18 protein-coding genes and 2 pseudogenes are annotated in these 21,669 nt (G+C 57.6%); 11 read left to right on the forward strand and 9 right to left on the reverse strand.

Annotation, left to right across the window (positions count from 1 at the left end):
• Window positions 1–34: 34 nt before the first annotated feature.
• Window positions 35–1,093, forward strand: a complete 1,059-nt coding sequence (locus tag CO657_RS28550; RefSeq protein ID WP_054185440.1) for a LacI family DNA-binding transcriptional regulator — start codon at window positions 35–37, stop codon at window positions 1,091–1,093.
• A gap of 301 nt (window positions 1,094–1,394) precedes the next feature.
• Window positions 1,395–2,666: an MFS transporter gene (locus CO657_RS28555; RefSeq protein ID WP_054185441.1), complete on the forward strand. Its 1,272-nt coding sequence runs from the start codon at window positions 1,395–1,397 to the stop codon at window positions 2,664–2,666.
• 349 nt (window positions 2,667–3,015) lie between these two features.
• Here the strand turns inward: CO657_RS28555 and CO657_RS28560 are convergent.
• Window positions 3,016–3,357: pseudogene (locus CO657_RS28560) on the reverse strand (hypothetical protein).
• A gap of 183 nt (window positions 3,358–3,540) precedes the next feature.
• Here CO657_RS28560 and CO657_RS28565 point away from each other — a divergent pair.
• The 4 genes from CO657_RS28565 (at window position 3,541) to CO657_RS28580 (ending at window position 5,918) form a co-directional block, all read left to right on the forward strand.
• Window positions 3,541–3,972: a SyrB2 regulator gene (locus CO657_RS28565; RefSeq protein ID WP_054185442.1), complete on the forward strand. Its 432-nt coding sequence runs from the start codon at window positions 3,541–3,543 to the stop codon at window positions 3,970–3,972.
• Window positions 3,973–4,130: 158 nt separating this feature from the next.
• On the forward strand, window positions 4,131–4,739 hold the full coding sequence (locus CO657_RS28570; protein WP_054185443.1) for a hypothetical protein: 609 nt from the start codon (window positions 4,131–4,133) through the stop codon (window positions 4,737–4,739).
• Window positions 4,740–4,770: 31 nt separating this feature from the next.
• Window positions 4,771–5,352: a hypothetical protein gene (locus tag CO657_RS28575; RefSeq protein ID WP_054185444.1), complete on the forward strand. Its 582-nt coding sequence runs from the start codon at window positions 4,771–4,773 to the stop codon at window positions 5,350–5,352.
• Window positions 5,353–5,711: 359 nt separating this feature from the next.
• Window positions 5,712–5,918, forward strand: a complete 207-nt coding sequence (locus tag CO657_RS28580; protein ID WP_128715622.1) for a hypothetical protein — start codon at window positions 5,712–5,714, stop codon at window positions 5,916–5,918.
• Between the two features lie 184 nt (window positions 5,919–6,102).
• On the opposite strand, the pseudogene CO657_RS28585 reads toward CO657_RS28580, so the two are convergent.
• Window positions 6,103–7,892: pseudogene (locus tag CO657_RS28585) on the reverse strand (methyl-accepting chemotaxis protein).
• Window positions 7,893–8,040: 148 nt separating this feature from the next.
• On the opposite strand from CO657_RS28585, the gene CO657_RS28590 reads away from it, so the two are divergent.
• From CO657_RS28590 to CO657_RS28605, 4 genes are all read left to right on the forward strand, one after another.
• A protein-coding gene (locus CO657_RS28590) for an IS3 family transposase (RefSeq protein WP_097609972.1) occupies window positions 8,041–9,230 on the forward strand; the annotation gives its coding sequence in 2 pieces (ribosomal slippage) (window positions 8,041–8,293 and window positions 8,293–9,230; 1,191 coding nt in all).
• Window positions 9,231–9,601: 371 nt separating this feature from the next.
• Complete coding sequence (locus tag CO657_RS28595; RefSeq protein WP_054185447.1) at window positions 9,602–10,324, forward strand: LuxR family transcriptional regulator; 723 nt, start codon at window positions 9,602–9,604, stop codon at window positions 10,322–10,324.
• A 628-nt stretch (window positions 10,325–10,952) separates the two neighbouring features.
• The gene (locus CO657_RS28600) at window positions 10,953–13,457 is read left to right on the forward strand and encodes a hypothetical protein (RefSeq protein ID WP_054185448.1); all 2,505 of its coding nucleotides are present in this window, start codon (window positions 10,953–10,955) and stop codon (window positions 13,455–13,457) included.
• A 106-nt stretch (window positions 13,458–13,563) separates the two neighbouring features.
• The gene (locus CO657_RS28605) at window positions 13,564–13,728 is read left to right on the forward strand and encodes an SDR family oxidoreductase (protein ID WP_280950504.1); all 165 of its coding nucleotides are present in this window, start codon (window positions 13,564–13,566) and stop codon (window positions 13,726–13,728) included.
• A gap of 45 nt (window positions 13,729–13,773) precedes the next feature.
• Here CO657_RS28605 and tnpC read toward each other — a convergent pair whose 3' ends face one another.
• From tnpC to CO657_RS28625, 4 genes are all read right to left on the reverse strand, one after another.
• Window positions 13,774–15,393, reverse strand: a complete 1,620-nt coding sequence (tnpC, locus tag CO657_RS28610; protein WP_128715578.1) for an IS66 family transposase — start codon at window positions 15,391–15,393, stop codon at window positions 13,774–13,776.
• A 75-nt stretch (window positions 15,394–15,468) separates the two neighbouring features.
• Window positions 15,469–15,813 carry an IS66 family insertion sequence element accessory protein TnpB gene (tnpB, locus tag CO657_RS28615; protein WP_003495066.1) on the reverse strand — a complete coding sequence of 115 codons (345 nt, stop codon included), beginning with the start codon at window positions 15,811–15,813 and terminating at the stop codon, window positions 15,469–15,471.
• Complete coding sequence (locus CO657_RS28620) at window positions 15,810–16,196, reverse strand: transposase (protein WP_054186396.1); 387 nt, start codon at window positions 16,194–16,196, stop codon at window positions 15,810–15,812. Before CO657_RS28620 ends, tnpB begins: the two co-directional genes overlap by 4 nt.
• A gap of 296 nt (window positions 16,197–16,492) precedes the next feature.
• A complete protein-coding gene (locus CO657_RS28625; protein WP_054186379.1) occupies window positions 16,493–17,011 on the reverse strand; it encodes a hypothetical protein in 519 nt (172 codons plus the stop codon).
• A gap of 292 nt (window positions 17,012–17,303) precedes the next feature.
• Between CO657_RS28625 and CO657_RS37975 the strand changes: the two genes are divergently transcribed.
• A complete protein-coding gene (locus CO657_RS37975) occupies window positions 17,304–17,435 on the forward strand; it encodes a hypothetical protein (protein WP_280950527.1) in 132 nt (43 codons plus the stop codon).
• Between the two features lie 252 nt (window positions 17,436–17,687).
• Here the strand turns inward: CO657_RS37975 and CO657_RS28630 are convergent, their stop codons facing one another.
• The 3 genes from CO657_RS28630 to istA are packed head-to-tail and all read right to left on the reverse strand — an operon-like array spanning window position 17,688 to window position 21,620.
• Window positions 17,688–19,310: a PIN domain-containing protein gene (locus tag CO657_RS28630; protein ID WP_128715623.1), complete on the reverse strand. Its 1,623-nt coding sequence runs from the start codon at window positions 19,308–19,310 to the stop codon at window positions 17,688–17,690.
• Between the two features lie 35 nt (window positions 19,311–19,345).
• Window positions 19,346–20,140 (reverse strand): IS21-like element helper ATPase IstB, encoded by a 795-nt coding sequence (gene istB / locus CO657_RS28635; RefSeq protein ID WP_054186382.1) that lies wholly within the window; start codon window positions 20,138–20,140, stop codon window positions 19,346–19,348.
• On the reverse strand, window positions 20,130–21,620 hold the full coding sequence (istA, locus tag CO657_RS28640; RefSeq protein ID WP_063856486.1) for an IS21 family transposase: 1,491 nt from the start codon (window positions 21,618–21,620) through the stop codon (window positions 20,130–20,132). Before istA ends, istB begins: the two co-directional genes overlap by 11 nt.
• Window positions 21,621–21,669 lie beyond the last annotated feature (49 nt).

Below are 21,669 nucleotides of genomic sequence, written 5' to 3' on the forward strand. Positions count from 1 at the left end.
TGTTTCTAAGGGAACGGCAGAGGAAGGGCAGGGCATGACAGGCATCAGCAAAAAGAAGGCGACCATCTACGATCTCTCGGTGCTATCGGGCGCATCGGCTTCCACCGTGAGCGCCGTGCTGAATGGAAGCTGGCGGAAGCGGCGTATCAAGGAGACGACGGCCGAGCTTATTCAGAAGCTGGCGAATGAGCACGGCTATACGGCGAACCTGCAAGCCCGTGGCCTGCGTTCGTCCCGCTCCGGCCTCGTCGGCCTTCTGCTGCCTGTGCACGACAATCGCTATTTTTCCTCCATGGCGCAGTCCTTCGAGGCCCAGGCCAGGAACCGCGGCCAGTGCCCGCTCGTCGTCAGCGCCTGTCGCGATCCGGAGGAGGAGCGTCAGGTTGTCGAGACGCTGATTTCCTATTCTATCGATGAACTCTTCATCGCCGGCGCAACCGATCCGGATGGTGTGCATGCGGTGTGCGAAAAGGCCGGGCTGAAGCACGTCAACATCGATCTGCCGGGCACGCTGGCGCCGTCGATCATCAGCGACAATTACGAAGGCGCGCGCATGCTGACACAGGCGATCATCGAGCGCGCGCGAGAGGATGGGCCGCTTTCGCCTGACGATGTGTATCTGTTCGGCGGCCGCAACGACCATGCCAGCCACGAACGCATTCGCGGCTTTCGCGACGTAAAGCGCGCAATGCTGGGCGCAGATCCGGACATCTGCATCCAGCCGACCGGTTATTCCCCCGCCATGACCGCCCGCGCCTTCGAAGTCTTCTACGAAGGTCATGGAAAGCTGCCGCGCACATTTTTCGTCAATTCCTCGATCAACCTCGAAGGGCTGATGCGCTTCCTCGCGCTTCATCCGCACGAGACCTTCGCCGATATCATCGTCGGCTGCTACGACTATGATCCCTTCGGCTCCTTCCTACCGTTCCCGGTCTTCATGATCCGGCAGGATGGCGAGGCCATGATCACCAAGGGGTTTGCCATCCTCGATGCCAACCGACCTCCGGTACTGACGCATCTTGTGCAACCATCGCTCGTCCCGCCACGCACAGCCCTGACCGGCCCCCTCGATGCGCTGAAGGATATCGAGTAATGCCATCCCCTTCGGTGGAAGAGCTGATGCCATATCGGTCCTCAACGGAGCTGACAGAGAGCTTGGTCCGGTCCAAGTCCTCCGGCAGTTGGGAGCGACTGCAGGTGGCCGAATGGAAAACTTGGCGATAGAATCGGTGCCATCTTGATGGAACCGAGTCCGACACGCCGCCGATCTTGAGCAAGCCCATGCTTGTCACGGGTATCCAAAGTACCGAAGCACGTTATATTGCGCGTACACCAGACGGACGTTCGAAAGCGTTCAGTTCATCATCGGAGCGCAGGGAGTCCCCGCAGTGGCCATGTTGGAAAAGAAGACCATTGCGGCTTATGGCTCCGATTTTCACGAGATCGACTCCGGCTATGCCTGGTGGCGGCTGGTATTGACGCTCATTCTCGGCACCGTTGCCTGCGTCGGCAATTGGTCCGTCGTGGTGCTTCTGCCGACATTGCAGGTCGAGTTCGACACGGTGCGCGGCGGTGCCTCGCTGCCCTATACCTGCACCATGCTCGGCTTTGCCTTCGGCGGGGTATTGATGGGTCGCCTGGCCGATCGGGTGGGCATCGTCGTGCCAGTGCTGGTCGGGGCGCTCCTGCTTTGCATCGGCTACATCACTGCGGCCCTTACCGGCAATATCTGGCAGTTCGCTGCCTGCTCGCTGATCATCGGCTTTGGATCGGCTGCAGGCTTCTCGCCGCTGATATCCGACCTCTCTCATTGGTTTAATAAGCACCGGGGGCTTGCGGTCGCGTTTGCGGCTTCGGGCAGTTATCTCTCAGGCGCGGTTTGGCCCCTGGTCATCGAGCATTTCTTGACGAGCCAGGGTTGGCGGGCCACCCATGTCGGGATCGGCATATTTGTGCCTCTGGTGATGGTGCCCATCGGGCTGCTGTTGAGGCGGCGTCTACAGACCGTAACCTATGCCAAAGCCGAAGCCCTGACCGAAGCCGCACGCAACCAGCTGGGTCTGAGCGCGAATGCTCTGCAGGCCGTTCTTGTCGTCGCCGGCTTTGCGTGCTGCATGGCAATGTCGATGCCGCAGGTCCATATCGTCGCCTACTGCGGCGATCTCGGCTATGGCGTGGCCATCGGCACGCAGATCATCGCCTTGATGCTCGGACTAGGCGTGGTCAGCCGATTGGCTTCCGGCGCGGTCGCGGACCGGATTGGCGCCGGGCCTATGTTGATCCTCGGTTCTTCGATGCAGGCTGCAGCGTTGCTGCTCTATTTGTTTTTCAACAGCCAGTCGTCGCTCTACGTGATCTCCGGCCTATTCGGGCTGTTCCAGGGCGGTATCGTTCCGATGTATGCGGTGATCATCCGCAAGTACTTGCCGCCTCGTGAGGCGGGTATCCGGATCAGCCTCGTGTTGATGGCGACAGTCCTTGGCATGGCTTGCGGAGGACTGGCTGCTGGGTACATTTTCGACGCCACCGGTTCTTACCGCCTTGCCTTCCTGCATGGCTTTCTTTGGAACTGCGTCAACCTTGCTCTGGTGACCTGGCTGATCCTATGGCCCTGGCTGCGTCGGCGGCAGAAATTGCCTTTGTCCGAAACCGTAGCGAAAAGCTGAAGCAGGGCATCGCCTGACTTCTCCCGGCGAACCATTTTTTTCAGGCACGCCGGCGTTTTGTTCGCGAGGCGACGAAACTGCGCGCCCCGACCAGATGGAATCATGATGAGGAGCCGGGCGACGAAGTGCTCTGGTACCGAGGGCCGGGAAGCCATAACGAGGGGCGTTCAAGTATCTTCTATGAAGGCGTGAGCGGAGCTTGGCGGAAAATCCAGCGCCGGAAGATTGTCGAATCGCTGAATGATTCTGAATTCGGGCAAACTATTCCCGTCTCGGTGAATGGCATTATCGTCCACTCATGGCGCACAACAGCCGCTCGCGTCAAACGCAGCTTTTGTCTGCGGATAGCTCAGGTCAGAAAGGGCATGATATCGATTCCGTCTCCTGGAAAGACGGTAATATGCGGGTGGTGCTGGAACAACCGGGCGGCCGCCTCGATGGTCTCCGCCTCGACCAACAACGTAGCCGCAAAAGGGATTCGAGGCTTTCGAGATACCGTCTTTTGGTCACACGGGTCGTTTTACCCACCATGCCACCGCGGTCGCAAATGGATGCAGCATTTCGGTCTTCCCACGCCGCCCACTGTGGTAGCCCAACGGCATCAATCGCGTCCTGCTCGGCCTTTGGTCCGGCTGCGAAACGCGGCGAGGTCTTCCGGCTTCATAGTGTAGACGGCTAGAAAACGCGGCATGGGTTTTCTTCTTCGTGCTGGTGACGGCCTGGAGTTTACACTCCGCCCTGTCAAAATAAAGCCCTGCAGCCGCCATTCCCCCTCAGCCTCGGTTGGCCGATGTTGTTAGCGATCCCTCACGCGCTTTGTTGACTCGGGCTTTCACTCGGTCGAAAAGAGACTTGGCTTTAAAGGAGACGACTGATGGCTGACGAGAATAATACAGGCTCCGTTGCAGGCGCTGCGCAGACAGATACTCCGGCAAAAACCGGGACCAGGAAGCAGCGTGCGCCGCGGCGTCAAAAGGCAACTGCCGAACTGGCTGCCGCCGGATCGCAGTCGGTCACCGAGCAGCCGCCGGCCGCAAGCGCCGCGATGGCTGACGGACGAGGCAGGAGAGGAAAGCGCAAGACCACCGAGACGAAAGCCGCGGACGGCAGGAGCACGCGCAAGGGCGCTCCGAGGAAAACGAAGGCGAAGCCTGTCGAGCAGGCGACAACGACATCCGCGCCGGCACTCGATGAGCTGGAAGATCTGATTCAACTCGAAGAAGAGAACAAGCGACTTCGCAAAACGCTTGCCGAAAAACTGCGCCAAGAAAATTCCGAACTGCGCAGACGGCTCGGGCTCGGCTGATCGGCAAGCGCAGCGGGACCGGTTACAATAACCATCTGGTGCGGCGTTTTTCAGCAGGCGATATAGCCGGGCGCGCTTTGTCGTGCCCTGCCGAATGGCGAGTGAGGATATAGTAGCGGCAGCAGGATTGCGGTCCGGGTTGCCCGAGGTTGAACACTATGAAAACACCCTGGAGATTTCTTGTCGATCTGACGTCCCGGCGGCGGCCGGCGAAAGCACAAGACAGCGCGATCGGTCATGATACCGATCCCGAGGCTGTCGAACGCGAGGACGATCCGACGCCGGCGCGTCCGTCCCTTTCAGGGAAACCGTCCGTAAAAGCGGATGACGATAAGGGCACTCCGCCCGATCAGCTGCCGGCGGCTTCGAGTGCGGTCGAAAGCGATCCTGATGCCGCGCGGGCTTTAGAGTCGTCTGTCGATATCGAAGAGCCTCGGACCGCTGCACCCGATGATAAAGCCGATCATCCGCGCGCCGAAGCGGACCTGTCGGCGCCAAAAACTAACGTCACCGGAAAGCAGCAAAACAGGCCGGCCGTCAAACGCCATACACGCGCGAAGAAAGCCGAGGCCGGCGTGGCTGTGCAAAGCGCTGTCGCCGCACCTGAAGATCCGCGTTCACAACCCTCGCCCTCACGCGAGCCCTTCTTCGATGACGTGGCAAGCCTTGACGAAGACATCAAAAAGCTGAGAAGCCAATTGGCGCAAAAGCTCGACCTGCAGAACGCTCAGCTCAGGAAGATGCTCGAGCGATTTGGAGTGTCGTGAGATTGGCTCGCGATTGGAAGACTGGATACAGATGAAAACGCCGCAACGAAATTTCATTGTCGAACTCAAGTCGAAGCGCCGACGGTCGACGATGCCCCCGGTTTCGATTTGGGGAAACACCGATCTCAAGGCTTTTGCGCGTCAGGCCGAGACTGATGCGCCGCATCTGTTCGAAGCCAAAACGGGATTGGGAACGTTGAGCCAGGGCGACGAGGTGCAGTCGGATCGAATGCCGCAACGGCAAATCGATGACCACTGCGAAGGCGGCAGCCAAAACCAAGGCGGTGTTTCGTTGAACGAATCGGGGCAATCGGTTTCATCGCAAAACGATCGCGGCCGCGCAAACTCTATGCCACGATCGAAGAAGCCCCGCGCCGAACGGCGCCGTCCGGACGCGACGACAGCCACGGACGACACGGGTCCGGAAGCTTATCTCGATAGCACGACAAAAGCAGGCGATGAGCGATCCGCAACCGCTGAAGTCGAGACAGCGATCGATGAGTTGGTTGCACTTGACGCGGAAAATCGGCACCTCAAGGCATTGCTGTCTAAACAACTTCATCAACAGAACATCCGGCTTCGAAAGATGCTTGAGCGATTTGGCGTCTCCTGAGGCGCCAGGTCCCGTAAGTTATTTTTAGTGCATACGGTTTGATCGCCTCAAAAGCCGTATTTCCCCGCTCGTGCTAACGATGCGATCGACGTCTTACTCGGCAGCATCAAGCTTTGCCAGCGCCGCTTTACGGCGTTCGATCACTGCCGGATCGTTGATAAAATCGTGGCCCTTTCTGCGAGCGAAGTCCTGGTCGCATACCTGGGAAACTCTGCGGTCCTGTTGGCCTCGACCATCACCTGCAGCTTCGACGTCGACGTCGCACTGTTGACGGCGCTGCGTCGGACCACCTCCAGGCGTCGGACATCGTCGTCCACGCGGTCCTGGGCGCCATTGCTGCAAACGCAATTGGACGCGTGATGCTGGCAGCAAGCGTCGGTCCTGTGCGGTTCACCATGCTTTACGCCGCCACCACGACAACGGCGATCGCTTTCGGCTCATTTTTTTCTGGATTTCACAATGATCATTCGCGCGAACGCGGCGATGCTTTCTACCAGTTTCGGCATCGTCGGGGTGGTTGCATTCTGGAGGCAGCCGGCCAGTGGCTACCTCAAAACTGTCTTTGACTATTCGTCAACATGCGGTCGGCGAATGTGGGGCAGGGTCTCCGGCTAGAGCGCGTCGGCAAAGGCAGTTATATCCGCCGACTGACTCTTCATGCAGTAGGGGCGGGGTCTCGCCGCAGAACTATCCTTCAGGTTCTAAGTGATGAACATGGAGCGCCTTCCCGCCTTAACTGAAAAGACGGACTTAGAACTCCTCCCAGCTGCCGCCGGCAACTGCCGCATTACCATGGAAGGCAGCGCTCACCTTCGCAGCCATCGCCCGCGGTGCCGGTGCGACCGGCCTGGAAGCTGCTGTTTCGACGGCGGGACGCGATTGCCGCGCTCCCGCGCTACCGATGTTGAACTGCCCCAGCAGTTGGAATAGCGCATCAGCCTCCTTGGCGAGACTGTGGGCGGCAGCCGTTGATTCCTCGACCATGGCTGCATTCTGCTGGGTTCCCTGGTCCATGGTGTTGACGGCCGTATTGATTTCCTTCAATCCCGTCGCCTGCTCCTTCGAGCTTTCGACGATGGCAAGAACATTGCCGTTGACCTGCTGAACTTGGGCGACGATTTCTTCCAGGGCCTTACCGGTTTGGCCCACCAGAGTGACGCCGCTCTTCACGTGCTCGTTGGAGGCGCTGATCAGCTCCTTAATCTCCTTAGCCGCTTTGGCCGATCTCTGAGCCAGCTCGCGCACCTCTTGTGCGACCACCGCAAAACCCTTGCCGGCATCGCCCGCGCGCGCCGCCTCGACGCCCGCATTAAGCGCCAGGAGATTGGTCTGGAAGGCGATTTCGTCGATGACGCCGATGATATTGCTTATCTCCGCGGACGATGTTTCGATCTTGCCCATCGCATCGACGGCGCTGCGGACCACCGCGCCCGAACGCTCGGCGTTTCGCGCGTCCTTCGAACCAGCTGGCCGGCTTCCTGGGCGCGGTTGCTTGAATCGGAGACCGTTGTGGTGATCTCTTCAAGGGCGGCTGCGGTTTCCTCGACGGAGGCCGCCTGCTGCTCGGTGCGCTTCGACAAATCGTCCGAGGCTGAACGAACCTGCTGGGCTCCGGCAGCGATGCCCGTCGCATTTTGAGCAACGACCTGCATCGCACCACGCAGCTTGCCCACCGCCGCATTGAAGTCGAGCCGGAGTTTTTCCAGCGTTGGAATGAAGGGGGTTGCGACGTCCTGAGTCAGATCCCCGCCGGACAGGGCCGTGAGAGAGGCCGCCAGCTGATCGACATTGCTCACGCGAGCTGTCACATCGGTCGCGAACTTGACCACCTTGAACACCTGGCCGTTCATATCGAAGATCGGATTGTAAGAGGCCTGGATATAGACCTTCTTTCCGCCCTTACCGATGCGAAGGAACTCGTCGGCCACGAATTCACCAGCGGACAGGCGAGCCCAAAACCGTCGGTAATCGTCACTGTTTACGTAGGCGCTTTCGCAGAACATGGAATGGTGGCGCCCCTGGATCTCGGCAAGCTTATAACCGAGCGCCGACAGGAAATTCTCGTTCGCCGTCAGAATATCGCCCTTCGGTGTGAATTCGATAATCGCCTGGGCGCGCGACAGTGCGCTTATTTTGCCGGCATCCTCAGCGATCTGCAGCTTCTGCTTGGTGATATCAGTCGCGAATTTCACAACCTTGTAGGGTTTCCCGCCGCTGAAGATCGGATTGTACGAAGCCTCGATCCAAATTTCCTTGCCGCCCTTGCCGATGCGTTTGTACTGGCGCTGATCGAACTCGCCTCGTTCGAGCTTCGCCCAGAACTCGCGATAATCGGCTGACGAGGCCTCTGCCGGCTCGACGAACATCCGGTGGTGCTGACCGACAATCTCGGATAGCTGGTACCCGAGCGCGGCGCAGAAATTCGCGTTGGCAGTCAGAATTCTCCCGGTTAGGTCGAATTCGATGATCGCCTGGGACCTGTTCATCGCGGCGAGTATGGCTTTGGCATCTGAACCTAAGCCTAATATTATTGACTTCACGCTGTTCTCCCACACAGGACCAACAAAGAGCGAATGCCGCTACCGTGGGCACCTGAGGATAAAATCTATGAAAATCTTTAAGCACTGACCTGCCACTGAGAATTTCCTCCAGAATGGATTAGAGTCCGGCCCATCAAAGGACGGACGAATGAAGAAGCAGAGATTTACCGAAGAGCAGATTATTGCGGTGCTGAAGGAGCAGGAGGCTGGTGCGAAGGCAGCCGAACTCTGCCGCAAGCACGGGATTTCAGAAGCGACGTTTTACAACTGGAAAGCCAAATACGGCGGTATGGAAGTCTCCGAGGCGAAACGGCTAAAGGCGCTTGAAGACGAGAACGCGAGACTGAAGAAGCTGCTGGCCGAGCAGTTGCTGGATGCGGCCGCGCTCCGCGAGCTTCTTGCAAAAAAATGGTAGGGCCTGCCGCCAAGCGCGAAGCCGTCACGCATCTGAAGGCCGTGATGGGTCTTTCGGAGCGGCGGGCCTGCCAGATCATATCCGCCGACCGCAAGACGATCCGCTACCAGGCGAACCGACCGCCGGAGACGGAGTTGCGAGCAAAGCTGCGTGACCTTGCCAACGAGCGTCGGCGTTTCGGCTACCGGCGGCTGTTCGTGCTGCTTCGGCGGGAGGGAGAGCTGTCCGGGGTAAACCGCATCTACCGGCTCTATCGCGAGGAGGGTCTTTCCGTTCGCAAGCGTAAAGCCAGACGCGGTGCTGTCGGCACGCGTGCACCGATCCTGGTCGAAGCGAAGGCCAATGCCCGCTGGTCGCTGGACTTCGTGCACGACCAGTTTGCCTGCGGCAGACGATTCCGCGTGCTCAACATTGTCGATGACGTGACGCGCGAATGCCTGGCAGCAATCCCGGACACCTCGATCTCCGGCCGCCGCGTCGCACGGGAGCTGACGACGCTGATCGAACGACGTGGCAAGCCCGGAATGATCGTCTCCGACAACGGCACCGAACTCACCTCGAATGCTATCCTTGCTTGGTCGAAGGATCACAAGGTCGACTGGCACTACATCGCGCCGGGGAAGCCGATGCAGAACGGCTATGTCGAGAGCTTCAACGGCCGGATGCGCGACGAACTGCTCAACGAAAGCCTGTTCTTCGGTCTCGATCATGCCCGAAGCGCCATTGCCGAATGGGCGGACGACTACAATAATTTCCGGCCGCACTCATCGCTCGGATATCAGACCCCGGCAGACTATGCCGGGACCATCGCCGCAACCGGCTCCAACGCTGCGCAAGATGAAAGCTTCGCGTTTCCGCCGGTTGCTCACACCGCGCCACTTGGCGTATTCAAAACCGCCGAGGCTCTAATCGCAGTCGGATGAAAATTCAGTGGCAGGTCAGCACCGATTAACCGGATCGGGACTCAGATCGCTTATGGTGCAATTCGACCGCCTCTTTACGAAATTTGAAGTGAATCAAATAGGTAGCAGAGCGCGCCTAAAATGCACGCGCTGCGTGAGGACCCGGTTTATGCCGGTGTATGGCCTTTTTTCGGCATTCTGGCGGCGCGAATTTGAACAAAGTGTTTAGCAGTTGTTAAGCATTGTGTTGGCTTGGTGATGCAGAAGCTCTGGAGTCATCCGCAAGAAAGCATGTCATGTTATAGCCCGCAGGGAGGCAGGCTCCACGCGTGTGAGGCATAGGGCATCAACCGGCGCCTTAGCCCCGGAGCGTGAGATGATCGGGGGAAGAGATGAAACTTGAAGCTGAGTTCAACCGAATTGAGGAGGTCGCTGCGGCGTTCAACACGCATTACGAGGTCTTTAAATATATGAAGGGCCTCACTCAGGACCTCGGGATGAACGCTTTTCTGTTCATGACGCTTCCAACGGTGGACATCGTTGAAATTGGCGCGGCCAAGATCCTCACGAATTGGCCGGCGGAAATGGTTGATTGCTATGATGCGCAAACCTTCATGATCGATAGTCCGGTTATCCGCCGGATGCTGAGTTCGACCAGCCCGTTCAACTACGATGTCGAAGGGATCAATACCGATCGTGGAGAGGGCAAGAAGGTGGCGGTCATTGATCTGTTCAAACGATATGGCATGGAGAAGGGCGCCTATTTTCCAGTTCATGACGCCGGGGGTGGACGCGGAGCCATGTCGATTTCGGGTTCCCGCAACTTCAATATGGTCGAAATGGCGAAGCTCTTGTTCATCGCCACGCTTATCTATGATCGGCTCTCGCATTTGACGTTGAGCGAGAGGCACAAGCCTATCGAGTTCTCGCGAAGTGAACTGGACTGTCTGCGGCTGACCGCAGGGGGAAGGAAGAGCAGCGAAATTGCAAAACTTCTCCAAGTCTCAGAGAATGCGGTCAACAACCACATCGGGAGCGTCATCAAGAAGCTCGGGTGCACGACAAGAACTCAGGCGGTAGTCAGTGCTCTGCGTCTCAACGTGATTCGCGTGTAACAAACCGTCCGGATCGTCTGGTTTCGATCGCCACCGTCTCTGGCCCTTCTCTGCGGCAATGGTGTCGAGCGCTTCGGCCCGCCGGGTGACTGCGTCCGGCGCGGTGTTCGGTGCGAGAATGTCCATGGAGCCTCCTGAAATGGCGGGATCCCGGCTGCCGGAACGGCGTCGGCGGCCGTCCATGGCCCCGTTTTCACTGATTTGCGCGCTGAAATCAATCACTTCCGATAAGCAGTACTTATCGGAAGCCCGGCGTGGCCTGGAGCATCATGAGGGCTGACGGAAGCTAGTAGGGAATTGGCTTCCTCTACAGAAAAGAATGGCGTTAATTCATATGGTTAACGAGATGCAAACGCCACTGGCTTTCCGCCAAGTTGGGGAAGTTGGGGCTTAAGCCTCCGGTGGTCGGTGAACCCGAGCCTCCCGGTTTGGGGTGAACTCGAGCGGCCCCGTCAAAGTACACCGAGTCAAGATGCCGTAGGCTGTCGACCAGCAGGCAGTTGAAACTGGGGAAATCCTGTATCACTAAGATTACGAAGGCATCGCGTCAATTGACGGCGACGTCCGAAAGATACAACTTCCAAGGTATTTCTTAAGGGTTGATTCGCGGTTGGAAAGTGCGGCGTGCATGTTGGAGACTGATAAGCTTGCCTCGGTAAGATCGATTATTGCGCAGAACAAGTCGAGAGACTGCAACGAAGCAGAAACCCGGCACAAGATCATCGATGGGATCATTCACGACTGCCTGTCATGGCCGCGCAACCGTGTGGCGGTCGAAGAGTACATAGCGCCAGGGTTTGCCGACTACGTCCTGAAGAAGGCTAACGGCGACGACCTTCTATTCATCGAAGCGAAGAAGGCCGGCGTTTATTTCGATCTCCCGTTCCCCTACGTCGACAGCGAAACCCACTGCTACATGTCGATGTCAAAATTGATGTCGAACGAAAATATTCGCTCGGCGATCAACCAGGTGAAGGGCTATTGCTTCGAGACGGGTTGCGAATACGCCTGCATTACTAACGGTCACGAGTGGATCTTCTTCAAGACGTTTGAGAAAGGAAAGAGGTTCGAGAACCTCCAAGCCTTCGTCATCCGGAACCTATCGTTCTTCGACAAGGACTTCACAAAGAGTCAGAAGATGTTTTCTTTCGGTGCCATCTTCGATCACGCGTCACTGAACGAGGCGCTTTCAAGTTCGCCTCCTAAAGACCGTCACATCTACTTCCCCAAGGAGAAAATTCCGTCATACGGCCACAAGATCAACTCGAACCGGTTGGCCGGGACGTTGCGTCCGATCGTAAGTCATTACTTTGGAGTGATAGGTGATGACGATACGGAATTCATGGAGCGTTGCTATGTCTCCCAGAGCGACTATTCCCAGATGTCCGAGGGCATCAGCGTCCTGATAGAAGATTCGCTTAGCCCGTACTTCAAGGGTTATGGGGTCAATCAGCTGGAGAACACCGGCCGAGGGGGGCAGCTCGGCGGCCGATTGACTAAGAACATTAAACGCGGCAGGCGAGGCGAGGTTCTCGTGCTTTTCGGCGGAAAGGGCGCCGGTAAGTCGACTTTCGTCAAGCGGGTGCTAAGGCATAATCCTCCCAGATGGCTCCGCGAGCATTCGGTCATCGCCATCGTCGATCTCCTTAAGGTGCCCGAGGATCAGGCCGTGATCCGCGAAACGATCTGGTCGAAGCTGGTCGAATCCCTCGATGTCGACGGGCTGCTTCAATCTGCCCGCGATAACCTTCTCAAGGAGCTATTCGCGGACCGCTTTGAGATCGCCCGAAAGCAGGACTTGGAAGGATTCGATAAGAAGTCAGAGATCTACAATTCGCGGCTCAACGCTCTTGCTGCTGAATGGAAGCAGGATAAACCATACTGCGCCGCGAGGCTCGCTTCCTACTGGGCATCAAAAGGCAAGGGCGTAATCGTGGTCGTCGACAATACCGATCAGTATTCCCCGGACTTACAAGATTTCTGTTTCACGTCGGCGCAGGAGATCAGCAACCTTTTGACCTGTGTGACCCTTATTTCGATGCGCGAAGAGCGCTTCTACAACTCTAAGATTCACGGGCTTCTCGACGCGTTTCAAAACTCTGGGTTCCATATCAGCTCGCCGAAACCGTCAACTGTGTTCAAGAAGCGGCTATCGTATGTGAACTCCATGCTCAACGATCCGCAGCGGCGTCACAGGATCGGGCTGGAAGACGCAAACCAGAAGATCATCGCTGACTCGATGAAATATCTTTCAATCATCTTCAACGACTTCAACAGCGAACGTTCACCGCTAAACGCGTTCCTGACGGCTTGCGCTCACGGGGACACGCGATTGTCCCTCGATCTGTTCCGAAGCTTTCTTCTCTCCGGCTATACCAACGTCGACGAGATGCTTAGTTCCGGGAACTGGAACTTCAAGATCCATCAGATCATCAAGCCGGTGATGATCCCCAACCGGTACTTCTACGACGAAGGTCTATCGGACATACCGAACGCGTACCAGGTACGGAATTCTAGGCACGGTTCGCACTTCACTTCGCTTCGTATTATGAGGAAGCTCGCGAAGAGTATCGAGCGGACCACGCCGTCCTATGTCTCGGTGGCGGAGCTGAAGGCCTATTTTGTAAACACCTTCAACATGGGGGAGGATTTCACCGCTAACCTGGACGTGCTCTTGAAGCACGGCTTTGTAGAATCCAACAATCGGCTCGACCAATATTCGGACCAGGTCGATAGCGTAAAAATCACGACTTATGGCCTCTATATGGTTCGGGAGCTGGCCTACTTTTTCTCTTACCTGGATCTCGTGTGCATCGACTGCGGCTGCTTCAGCGAGCAGGTCAGCAACTATCTCGTCGACGCTGCCCGACAGGAGTTCGATCTCTTCTCAAAGGGCGAACGCCTCGACCGCGTCAAGATTAGGCTGGATCGTGTGGAAAAGTTTATCGAGTACCTCGCTGAAGAGGAGGCCAGGGAGCGGGAGCTTTATTCCCTCGGCATGAAGGAGGAGGACATGTTCACCTTCACACTGCGGAAGTCGTTCACGGACGAGAAGCAGGTCGTTCAGAAGAGCGCCGAGCGCAATTCCGTTCAGCGCTCGAACAAGCATTGGTCGCGCGGCCGACACGGTTAGAGTGACGCATCCTAGTGCCTTAGTAATATGGACCACCGGAGTTCCAGGTAGCTTGGTTCCCGTCGCTGTCGTCCGGGCTGACCTAGACGACTTGGTGCTACCGGGGATGACACGTCGGCCGCGGTCGGAAGGACATACACGCGAGGTACCCGCCGGTCATATGGGCTCTCCGGACGACATAGCGAATACCGTCGTGTTCCTGGCCTCGGAACAAGCCTCCTTTATCACCGGCCAGAAGGTCGCAGTGAACGGTGGCAGAACACTTCTGTAGCTAACTAATCCGGAGCTGCCGAGCCCCCGTCTCGGTTGTAAGCGGTTAGCTGATGGCGTCAGGCCTGAAGTTCCACGGCATAAGCGCCTCGAGCTCGGATACCGGCCAGCCTTGAGCGATGCGGGTCAATGTCTGGGAGAGCCAGTCGAGCGGATCGACGTTGTTCATCTTGGCTGTCTGCAAGAGGGTGGCGACGGTCGCCCATGTGCGTCCACCACCCTCGCTGCCGGCGAATAGACTGTTCTTTCTCGTAATTGTTTGGGGCCTGATCGCGCGCTCGACGATATTGGAGTCAATTTCGATCCGGCCGTCCGTCAGGAAGCGCTCCAGTGCTTCGCGCCGGGTGAGCGCGTAACGGATTGCTTCGGCGGTCTTGGACTTGCCAGAGACCTTGCCCAGCTCCTTCTCCCAAAGATCAAAGAGTTCGGAGACGATGGTTGCAGATTTTTCCTGACGCAGCATGGAACGGCTGTCGGCATCCCGACCGCGGACCTCATCCTCGATGCGCCACAGCTCGGTCATCGCGATGATCGTGTCCGTTGCAGCCTTTGAGACACCACTGATGTGAAGGTCGTAAAACTTGCGGCGAAGATGCGCCCAGCATCCTGCGAGCCGGATCGTTTCATTGCTGCCGTCTTTGGCACGCGTCTTGGCGAGACTGGTATAGGCCGAGTAGCCGTCAACTTGCAGGATGCCGCTGAATCCGGCGAGATGACGCACCACGCAGTCAGCGCCCCTACTGTCCTCAAACCGATAGGCCACCATCGGCGGGCTGGTTCCACCATAGGGTCTATCATCGCGAGCATAAGCCCAAAGCCAGGCCTTCGTCGTTTTCCCCGAGCCGGGCGCAAGAGTGGGTAAGGTCGTTTCGTCGGCGAAGATCCTTTCACCCTCCTTGACGCGCTCAAGGATGTAATCGGCGCAAATCTGAAGTTCGAAGCCCAGATGCCCCATCCACTGGGCCATCAACGATCGGCTGATCTCGACACCGTCGCGTAGATAGATTGCCTCCTGCCGGTAAAGCGGAAGGCCGTCGGCGTATTTGGAGACGGCGATATAGGCGAGCAGCCGCTCCGTCGGCAGGCCGCTTTCGATGATGTGCGCCGGTGCCAAAGCCTGGAGCACGCCATCGTGGCCGCGGAAGGTGTATTTGGGGCGGCGCGTCACGATGACCCGGAACTTCGGCGGCACGACATCCAGCCGTTCGGAGCGATCCTCACCGATCAGGACCTTTTCCAAGCCCACGTATTCAGCAGGGATCTCCGGCTCGATCACTTCCTCGATGCGTTCGAGATGAGCGGCAAAACCCTTGCGCGGACGTGCTGCCCGTTTCGGCTTGTCCTTGGCCGCGTGATCAAGCTCGCTCTGGATTGCCGAAAGGCCGGTCTCGACTTCCTCGAAGGCAAAGGACACCTGTTCGTCGTTGACGCCAAGGCGCAGTCGCTCGGAACGGGTGCCATGTTGGGTGCGCTGCAGAACCTTCAAGATCGATGTGAGGTTGGCAATCCGCTCGTTGGCGCTCTTCTCCACCGCCTCCAGCCGGGCGATCTCAGCTTCAGCGGCCTTCAGTCGGGCTTCTTTCGCAGCCTGCTCGCGCGCCATCGCGAGGACCATCGCCTTCAGTGCGTCAACGTCGTCCGGCAGGTCGTGAGGGGGCAAATCCATGGCAATAAGTAGAGCACAAAAACAGCCGTTTTCCCAACCATTACAGCGGCATGATTCATCTTGCCGCAGGCGCTGTCAGCCCGTCAACAAGGGGCGCCTGACCTTGGTCGGGCGGATCTTTTTCCAATCCATTCCGGCCAGCAACGCCATCAGCTGAGAATGGTCCAGACGGATCCGTGCCGCCGATATGCCCGGCCAGCAGAAGCCCTGATCTTCCAGGGTTTTCGAATAGAGGCAGACCCCACTGCCATCCCACCAGACAATGCGAATACGATCGGCCCGTTTCGACCGGAAGACGTAAAGCGCGCCATTGAAGGGATCGAGACCGCCATCCCGCACCAGCGCCATCAAAGAGGCGGCTCCCTTGCGGAAGTCGACCGGCTGGCACGACACATAGACCACCACACCCGAAGCGATCATGCCTTGCGAACCGCCCGCAGAACCTTCACCAGGTGATCGGGGTCAAAATCGCCGCCGACGCGCACGACCATATCCGCAATGACAATATCGACCGAACCGTTGCTTACCGTTTCAACCCGCGCGAACTTGATCTGCTTGCCCGTTCCCGCCGTCAGGGGCGCAACAACGCCCGATGCCAGTGCCTTGCGACGCCATCCATAAAGCTGCGACGGATCCAGGCCTTCAGACCGGGCAACCGCCGAGACATTGGCCCCAGGCTGCAGCGTCGCGGCGACGATCCGCGCTTTTTCGTCATCCGACCAGTCACGCGGCTTGCGGCGACGCCGGACGGGTTCTGCCGTCAAAACCTCAAAGGTTCGAGGCTGATTCACACTATCACTCATAGGACTCTCCGCATGACTCACGCAGAAAATCGCCGATCAGCAGTCCGAAAGATACGTGGGGTGGCCTACGCGCTTACTCTCGGTTGTGATGCAGGTTGGTTGCAGGTCCGTCAAGTCGGCGGCCGACGTCGACGAAGCATGAACGCCTGATGCATGCGATCTGAGAACGAATCCTTGTGACCACTCGGCCTACGATTCGGCGAGCAGATGGCTGGGCGAGGATGGAACTCCTTAAGGTTCCCACTTCTCCAACCCCTTGCGATGTCGGGCTAAGTGCGCACACTCCGAGCTTCACATTATTCAAAATAGCCGGCACCGAAAGCGGCTAAGATTGACTCAGAATTGTGCACTAGAATGTGGGTTTGATTTGCCGTTACCCATTGGTCGGTTCCGTCCTCGTTCTGTCGACTTTCTGAGCCGACCAAAACTCCGGCGACTGAGACGTATGCAAATGTTCTGAAGTCTTTTCGTGATGGTGTTGCAATATGAAAATACATGCACAGTGCCACGTAGTCATTTTTATGAGAGGCGAAGGCTTCACTAAAGAGCTTTTCGGCCTTGCCATTAACAAACGAGCTAACGTGGATCGGTCGCATTTCTGATTTTTTTAGTATGAAGGGTTTCTGAGAAAAGGCCTCGAGCTTGGCCGATTGAAAAACATCTGATTCACAATCGAATTCCCTATTCGGGGCCTCTTCCAAAGGCTTTATAATGTAGCCAATTTCCAAGATCGCGGCATCTCGAGTCCCCCCATTTACCAGAATAAAATCCGCATCTGCAGATACATGAATAACATTGTGCGCATCGAGTGGCATTCGGAAAGCTGTTCACAATAACGCGCACTTCATCCACTTGACGGATGGTTCCGAAATAGAACGTGAATACTGATATCGTCACCGCGATCACCGAAAAGCCAAAGCCAGCGACGTCCTTGATTTTGGAGAAAAGACTGGCGGGCTGATCTTCGCCGCGGGGTGATTTTCGTTCACGCCAACGCCTAGTTCCCAGGTACGAATCCGCGTTTCTCACCTTTGGCATGCCCCCCGCGCCTTTGACATGTACCATCATGAACACTTTCCACCATGGCGCGTCTTATGGCGCGATACAATGGGCACGGATGCAATCGTCCGCCTCGAACTCGCCGCAGCAAGCCTGGGCACGCACACCCAGGAGAAAATCACAGCCGCCCTTCTCGAAGCCGCCGAGACGGTCCGAACTCTGTGGGTTGGCCTGCACTAAAAATAATCAGCTTGTCAGAGCCAGGCATCTGACCGTCAAGACGGATCGCGGCATTGGAGTTCCCCTCGTTTCTAGCGGGAGCTTTCTCCGGTGCCACCTCTTTGGGTATCCATGGGTACCTGACGACATGCAAGCCCCTGCCGCCCAACGCAGAGCCGAAAGGATCGAGGGCAAAGGCGCACCGTTACCCGACGCGTATGTCTATAAAATCCCGGCACCAATCGGTGAGCCGCAAGAAGCAATCTCTCGATTTTACGTGCGCCGCTTCCTGGTTTTCTGACCTGTTCCACTTTTTACCGATTGTGTTTGGGGCGTCGGTGGGACGTAGTCCTGCAGGAAGTGTCCCTTCTTCCAAGCGGGCACGAAATCTCCAGCCCAGTATCTTGAGAGTGTGCGGTTCACTCTCCTCAGTACGGTCTGCTGCAACTCGGGGCGGAAGCGAAGCGCGTTCTGGAGCAGCAGACTGGTTGCGAGCATCGCAGTCGACGACACTCTGGGCGGTGACCAAAGAAGCTTTAGCGTGTCATCAAGTACGTTCAGATGAGATTGCATGTCGGCCTTTTCTACTCCGAGGCAACGCGCGATAGCGAACAAGCGATGCCGCGTTTCGGGCGTCGTTTGCTTGACAATATTGGCCAAGACGTTCGCGTTAAAGGTCACTGGCCCGTGGCAGATGACGGCAAGATCGGCGGTCAGCAACGCGTATCGTTCCGCCGATAGTAATCTCTCATCCGTCGCCACCATCAATACGGATTGTAACCATGCACCCTCGACTTGCTGAGATGCTGCCCAAATCCTGTAGCGCTTGTCATCGCTGAGGAGCATTGCTCCGTGCTCACGAGCAACGAAAATAGGATCCAGCGATCCGCCATCCAACCGCTCCATGATTTCCGGGTCGGCATCTTCAGGTGCATGCACGGGAACGACTTCGCACTCTGAATTCAGTGAATCCATCCTGGCCTGTATCGCGGCTGTCCTGGCTGCGCGACGCTGGGGGGTCATCTCGTCGTAATAGAACTTCCCATTGTGGTAAAAAGCAGTTCCTGACATTTCCGGACCCTCGACAACCTCGGTGTCGTCGTCCTGCAGTTTTATCAGTTCGTCCAGCGTTGATCGTGGAACCAAGACGCGGCCGAAAATCTCCTTTAGGATCGGCATGGCACCGATTTCGACTGCCGCCCAGTGTGTGAGCGTATCGAGCACGATCGCTTCCCCGAGAAATCGCCTCACCGTTTGTGCAGCGTAATTTCGCTCCGGCAGCGTGCCTTCGCAGACCTCTATCTCAATTCGTTTGGAACGAAGGGTGTCCGCCATAGCCGCAGCGGAGCTTCCCGAAATTTCCGCGAGGATCGAGATCGGAACATGTTGTCTGGTGTATTGATCAAGGAGCCGCTCCTGCCGCTCACTGTGCTGGCGCACGACGTCCAAGAACGGTTCGAGGTCATCATCAGCGGATTTGATGATCCAGAAACCGTTCTCATTAGGGAAACGCTCGTTGAAGTTCTCCGAAACGTCGCGATGGGAGTGAAGGTATTCATGCTCGATGGCATTGAGGGTCCACCTTCGCTCGCGTCCGAGACCGTCGGTGACCACGAAGCTATCGCCAACGCTGCAGCCAAAGGCGCTTGCGGCAAGGACGTGCGACTGATCGAATTTCCGCTCGACAGGCTTGCCGGGGCTCGCGACCACCGTGAAGTCTATCGTTTGGCCGTCGTCAGAACTGAGAGACACCCATTTCCCAATTGCGAGGGGACCGGCGCTCAAAGTCTGTAGGTGGGACAGGCAACTGAAAGTCAGCCCCAGCCATTTCAGGTTGACCGCGGCCTCGTTCCGGTTCGTGTTGGTTTCCACGCGGAACTGAGCCGGTTTTTCCACCGAGAAGTGAGCCACCTCTGAGTATGGTTTTCTGATCAGGGTTTGGTCAAGGGATTGGTTTTTTCTCCTTTCCTCTGTGCTGCGGCAGCCGAGCTGGCTTTGAATCGGAAGCTGTCGTTGCCGGTTTCCAGGATATGACAACGATGGGTCAGGCGGTCGAGCAGAGCGGTCGTCATCTTGGCGTCCCCAAAGACGGTGGCCCACTCGCTGAAGCTGAGGTTGGTGGTAATGATGACGCTGGTGCGTTCATAAAGCTTGCTCAGCAGATGGAAGAGCAGCGCTCCGCCTGAGGCACTGAACGGAAGGTATCCGAGTTCATCGAGGATCAGCAGATCGAGGCGAACCAGCGTCTCAGCGATCTGGCCCGCCTTGCCTTTGGCCTTCTCCTGCTCGAGCGCATTGACCAATTCTATGGTCGAGAAGAAGCGAACTTTTCGGCGATGATGCTCAATCGCCTGGACTGCGAGGGCGGTCGCGACATGTGTTTTTCCTGTGCCCGGTCCGCCGACAAGCACAATATTATGCGCTCCGTCCATGAACTCGCATCGGTGCAACTGGCGCACCGTCGCTTCGTTGATCTCGCTGGCGGCGAAGTCGAACCCGGAGATGTCCTTGTAGGCTGGGAAGCGAGCAGCCTTCATGTGATAGGCGATGGAACGGACCTCGCGCTCGGCCATCTCGGCCTTCAGCAACTGGGACAGGATCGGCACGGCCGCATCGAAAGCCGGGGCTCCTTGCTCGATCAGGTCAGTGACAGCCTGGGCCATGCCATACATCTTCAGGCTACGCAGCATGATGACGACTGCGGCGCTGGCAGGATCATGACGCATGGCGACCTCCGATCCGGACGCGCAGACCATCGTAGCGCTCGACATTGGCCTTGGGTTCGTGAAGCAAGGTCAACGCGTGTGGCGTATCGATATCGGGGCCATCGGTCGTCTTGCCGTCGATCAGCCGATGCAGCAGGTTCAGCACATGCGTCTTCGTCGCTACGCCCGCATCCAGAGCCAGTTCCACAGCCCTGACGACGACCTGTTCGTCGTGATGAAGAACGAGAGCAAGGATATCGACCATCTCACGATCACCGCCAGGGCGGCGAAGCATCTGGTCCTGCAGCCGTCGAAAGGCCAACGGCAATTCCAGGAAGGGCGCACCATTGCGCAGGGCACCAGGTTTGCGTTGGATGACCGCAAGGTAATGCCGCCAGTCGTAAATCGTTCGCGGCGGTTTGTCGTGACTCCTCTCAATAACCCGCGCATGCTCGCATAGGATATTGCCCTCGGCCGCAACGACCAGCCGCTCCGGATAAATCCGCAGGCTGACGGGCCGGTTAGCAAACGACGCGGGCACGCTGTAGCGGTTCCGCTCGAAGGTAATCAGGCAAGTCGGCGAGACGCGCTTGCTCTGTTCGACAAAGCCATCGAAAGCGGCAGGTAATGCCATCAGAGCAGCCTGCTCGGCGACCCAGATGTCCGCAATCGTGCCGGGCAAAGTGCCGTGCTGGGTCTCGCGCCACAGGTCTTGGCAATGCTGTTCCAGCCATGCGTTCAACGCCAATAAATCCGGGAAGTCCGGCATCTGTTGCCACAGCCGCGGTCGGGCATCCTGGACGTTTTTCTCGACCTGACCCTTCTCCCAACCCGCGGCGGGATTGCAGAACTCAGGCGCAAAGACGTAGTGGTTCGTCATTGCCAGGAAACGGATATTGACCTGTCGCTCCTTGCCGCGGCCAACACGGTCGACTGCAGTCTTCATGTTATCGTAGATGCCGCGACTAGGCACACCGCCGAACACGCGGAAGCCGTGCCAATGAGCGTCAAAGAGCATCTCGTGGGTTTGCAGCAGGTAGGCCCTGATCAGAAAAGCTCGGCTGTGCGATAGCTTGATGTGGGCGACCTGAAGCTTCGTGCGTTCGCCGCCGATCACGGCATAGTCCTCACTCCAATCAAATTGGAATGCCTCGCCAGCGCGGAAAGACAGCGGAACGAATATGCCGCGGCCCGATATCTGCTGCTCAATCCGCCACTCACGGGCGAAGGCGGCGACCCGGCCGTAGGACCCGGTAAAGCCCAGAGCCATCAGATCGGCATGAAGTTGCTTCAGCGTTCGGCGCTGCTTGCGTGACCTCCCGGCCTCGGTCTTCAGCCAGCCAGCGAGTTTGTCGGCGAACGGATCAAGCTTGCTTGGTCGTTCCGGTACCGTGAACTTCGGCTCGATCGTGCCGGCGCTCAAATACTTCGCGATCGTATTGCGCGACAATCCGGTTCGTCGGCTGATCTCGCGGATCGACTGCTTCTCCCGAAGCGCCATCCGACGGATGATATTTAAGTCCCATGTGGATCACTCCGTTGCCCCCGTC

Source organism: Rhizobium acidisoli (genome assembly GCF_002531755.2).
Classification (GTDB): domain Bacteria; phylum Pseudomonadota; class Alphaproteobacteria; order Rhizobiales; family Rhizobiaceae; genus Rhizobium; species Rhizobium acidisoli.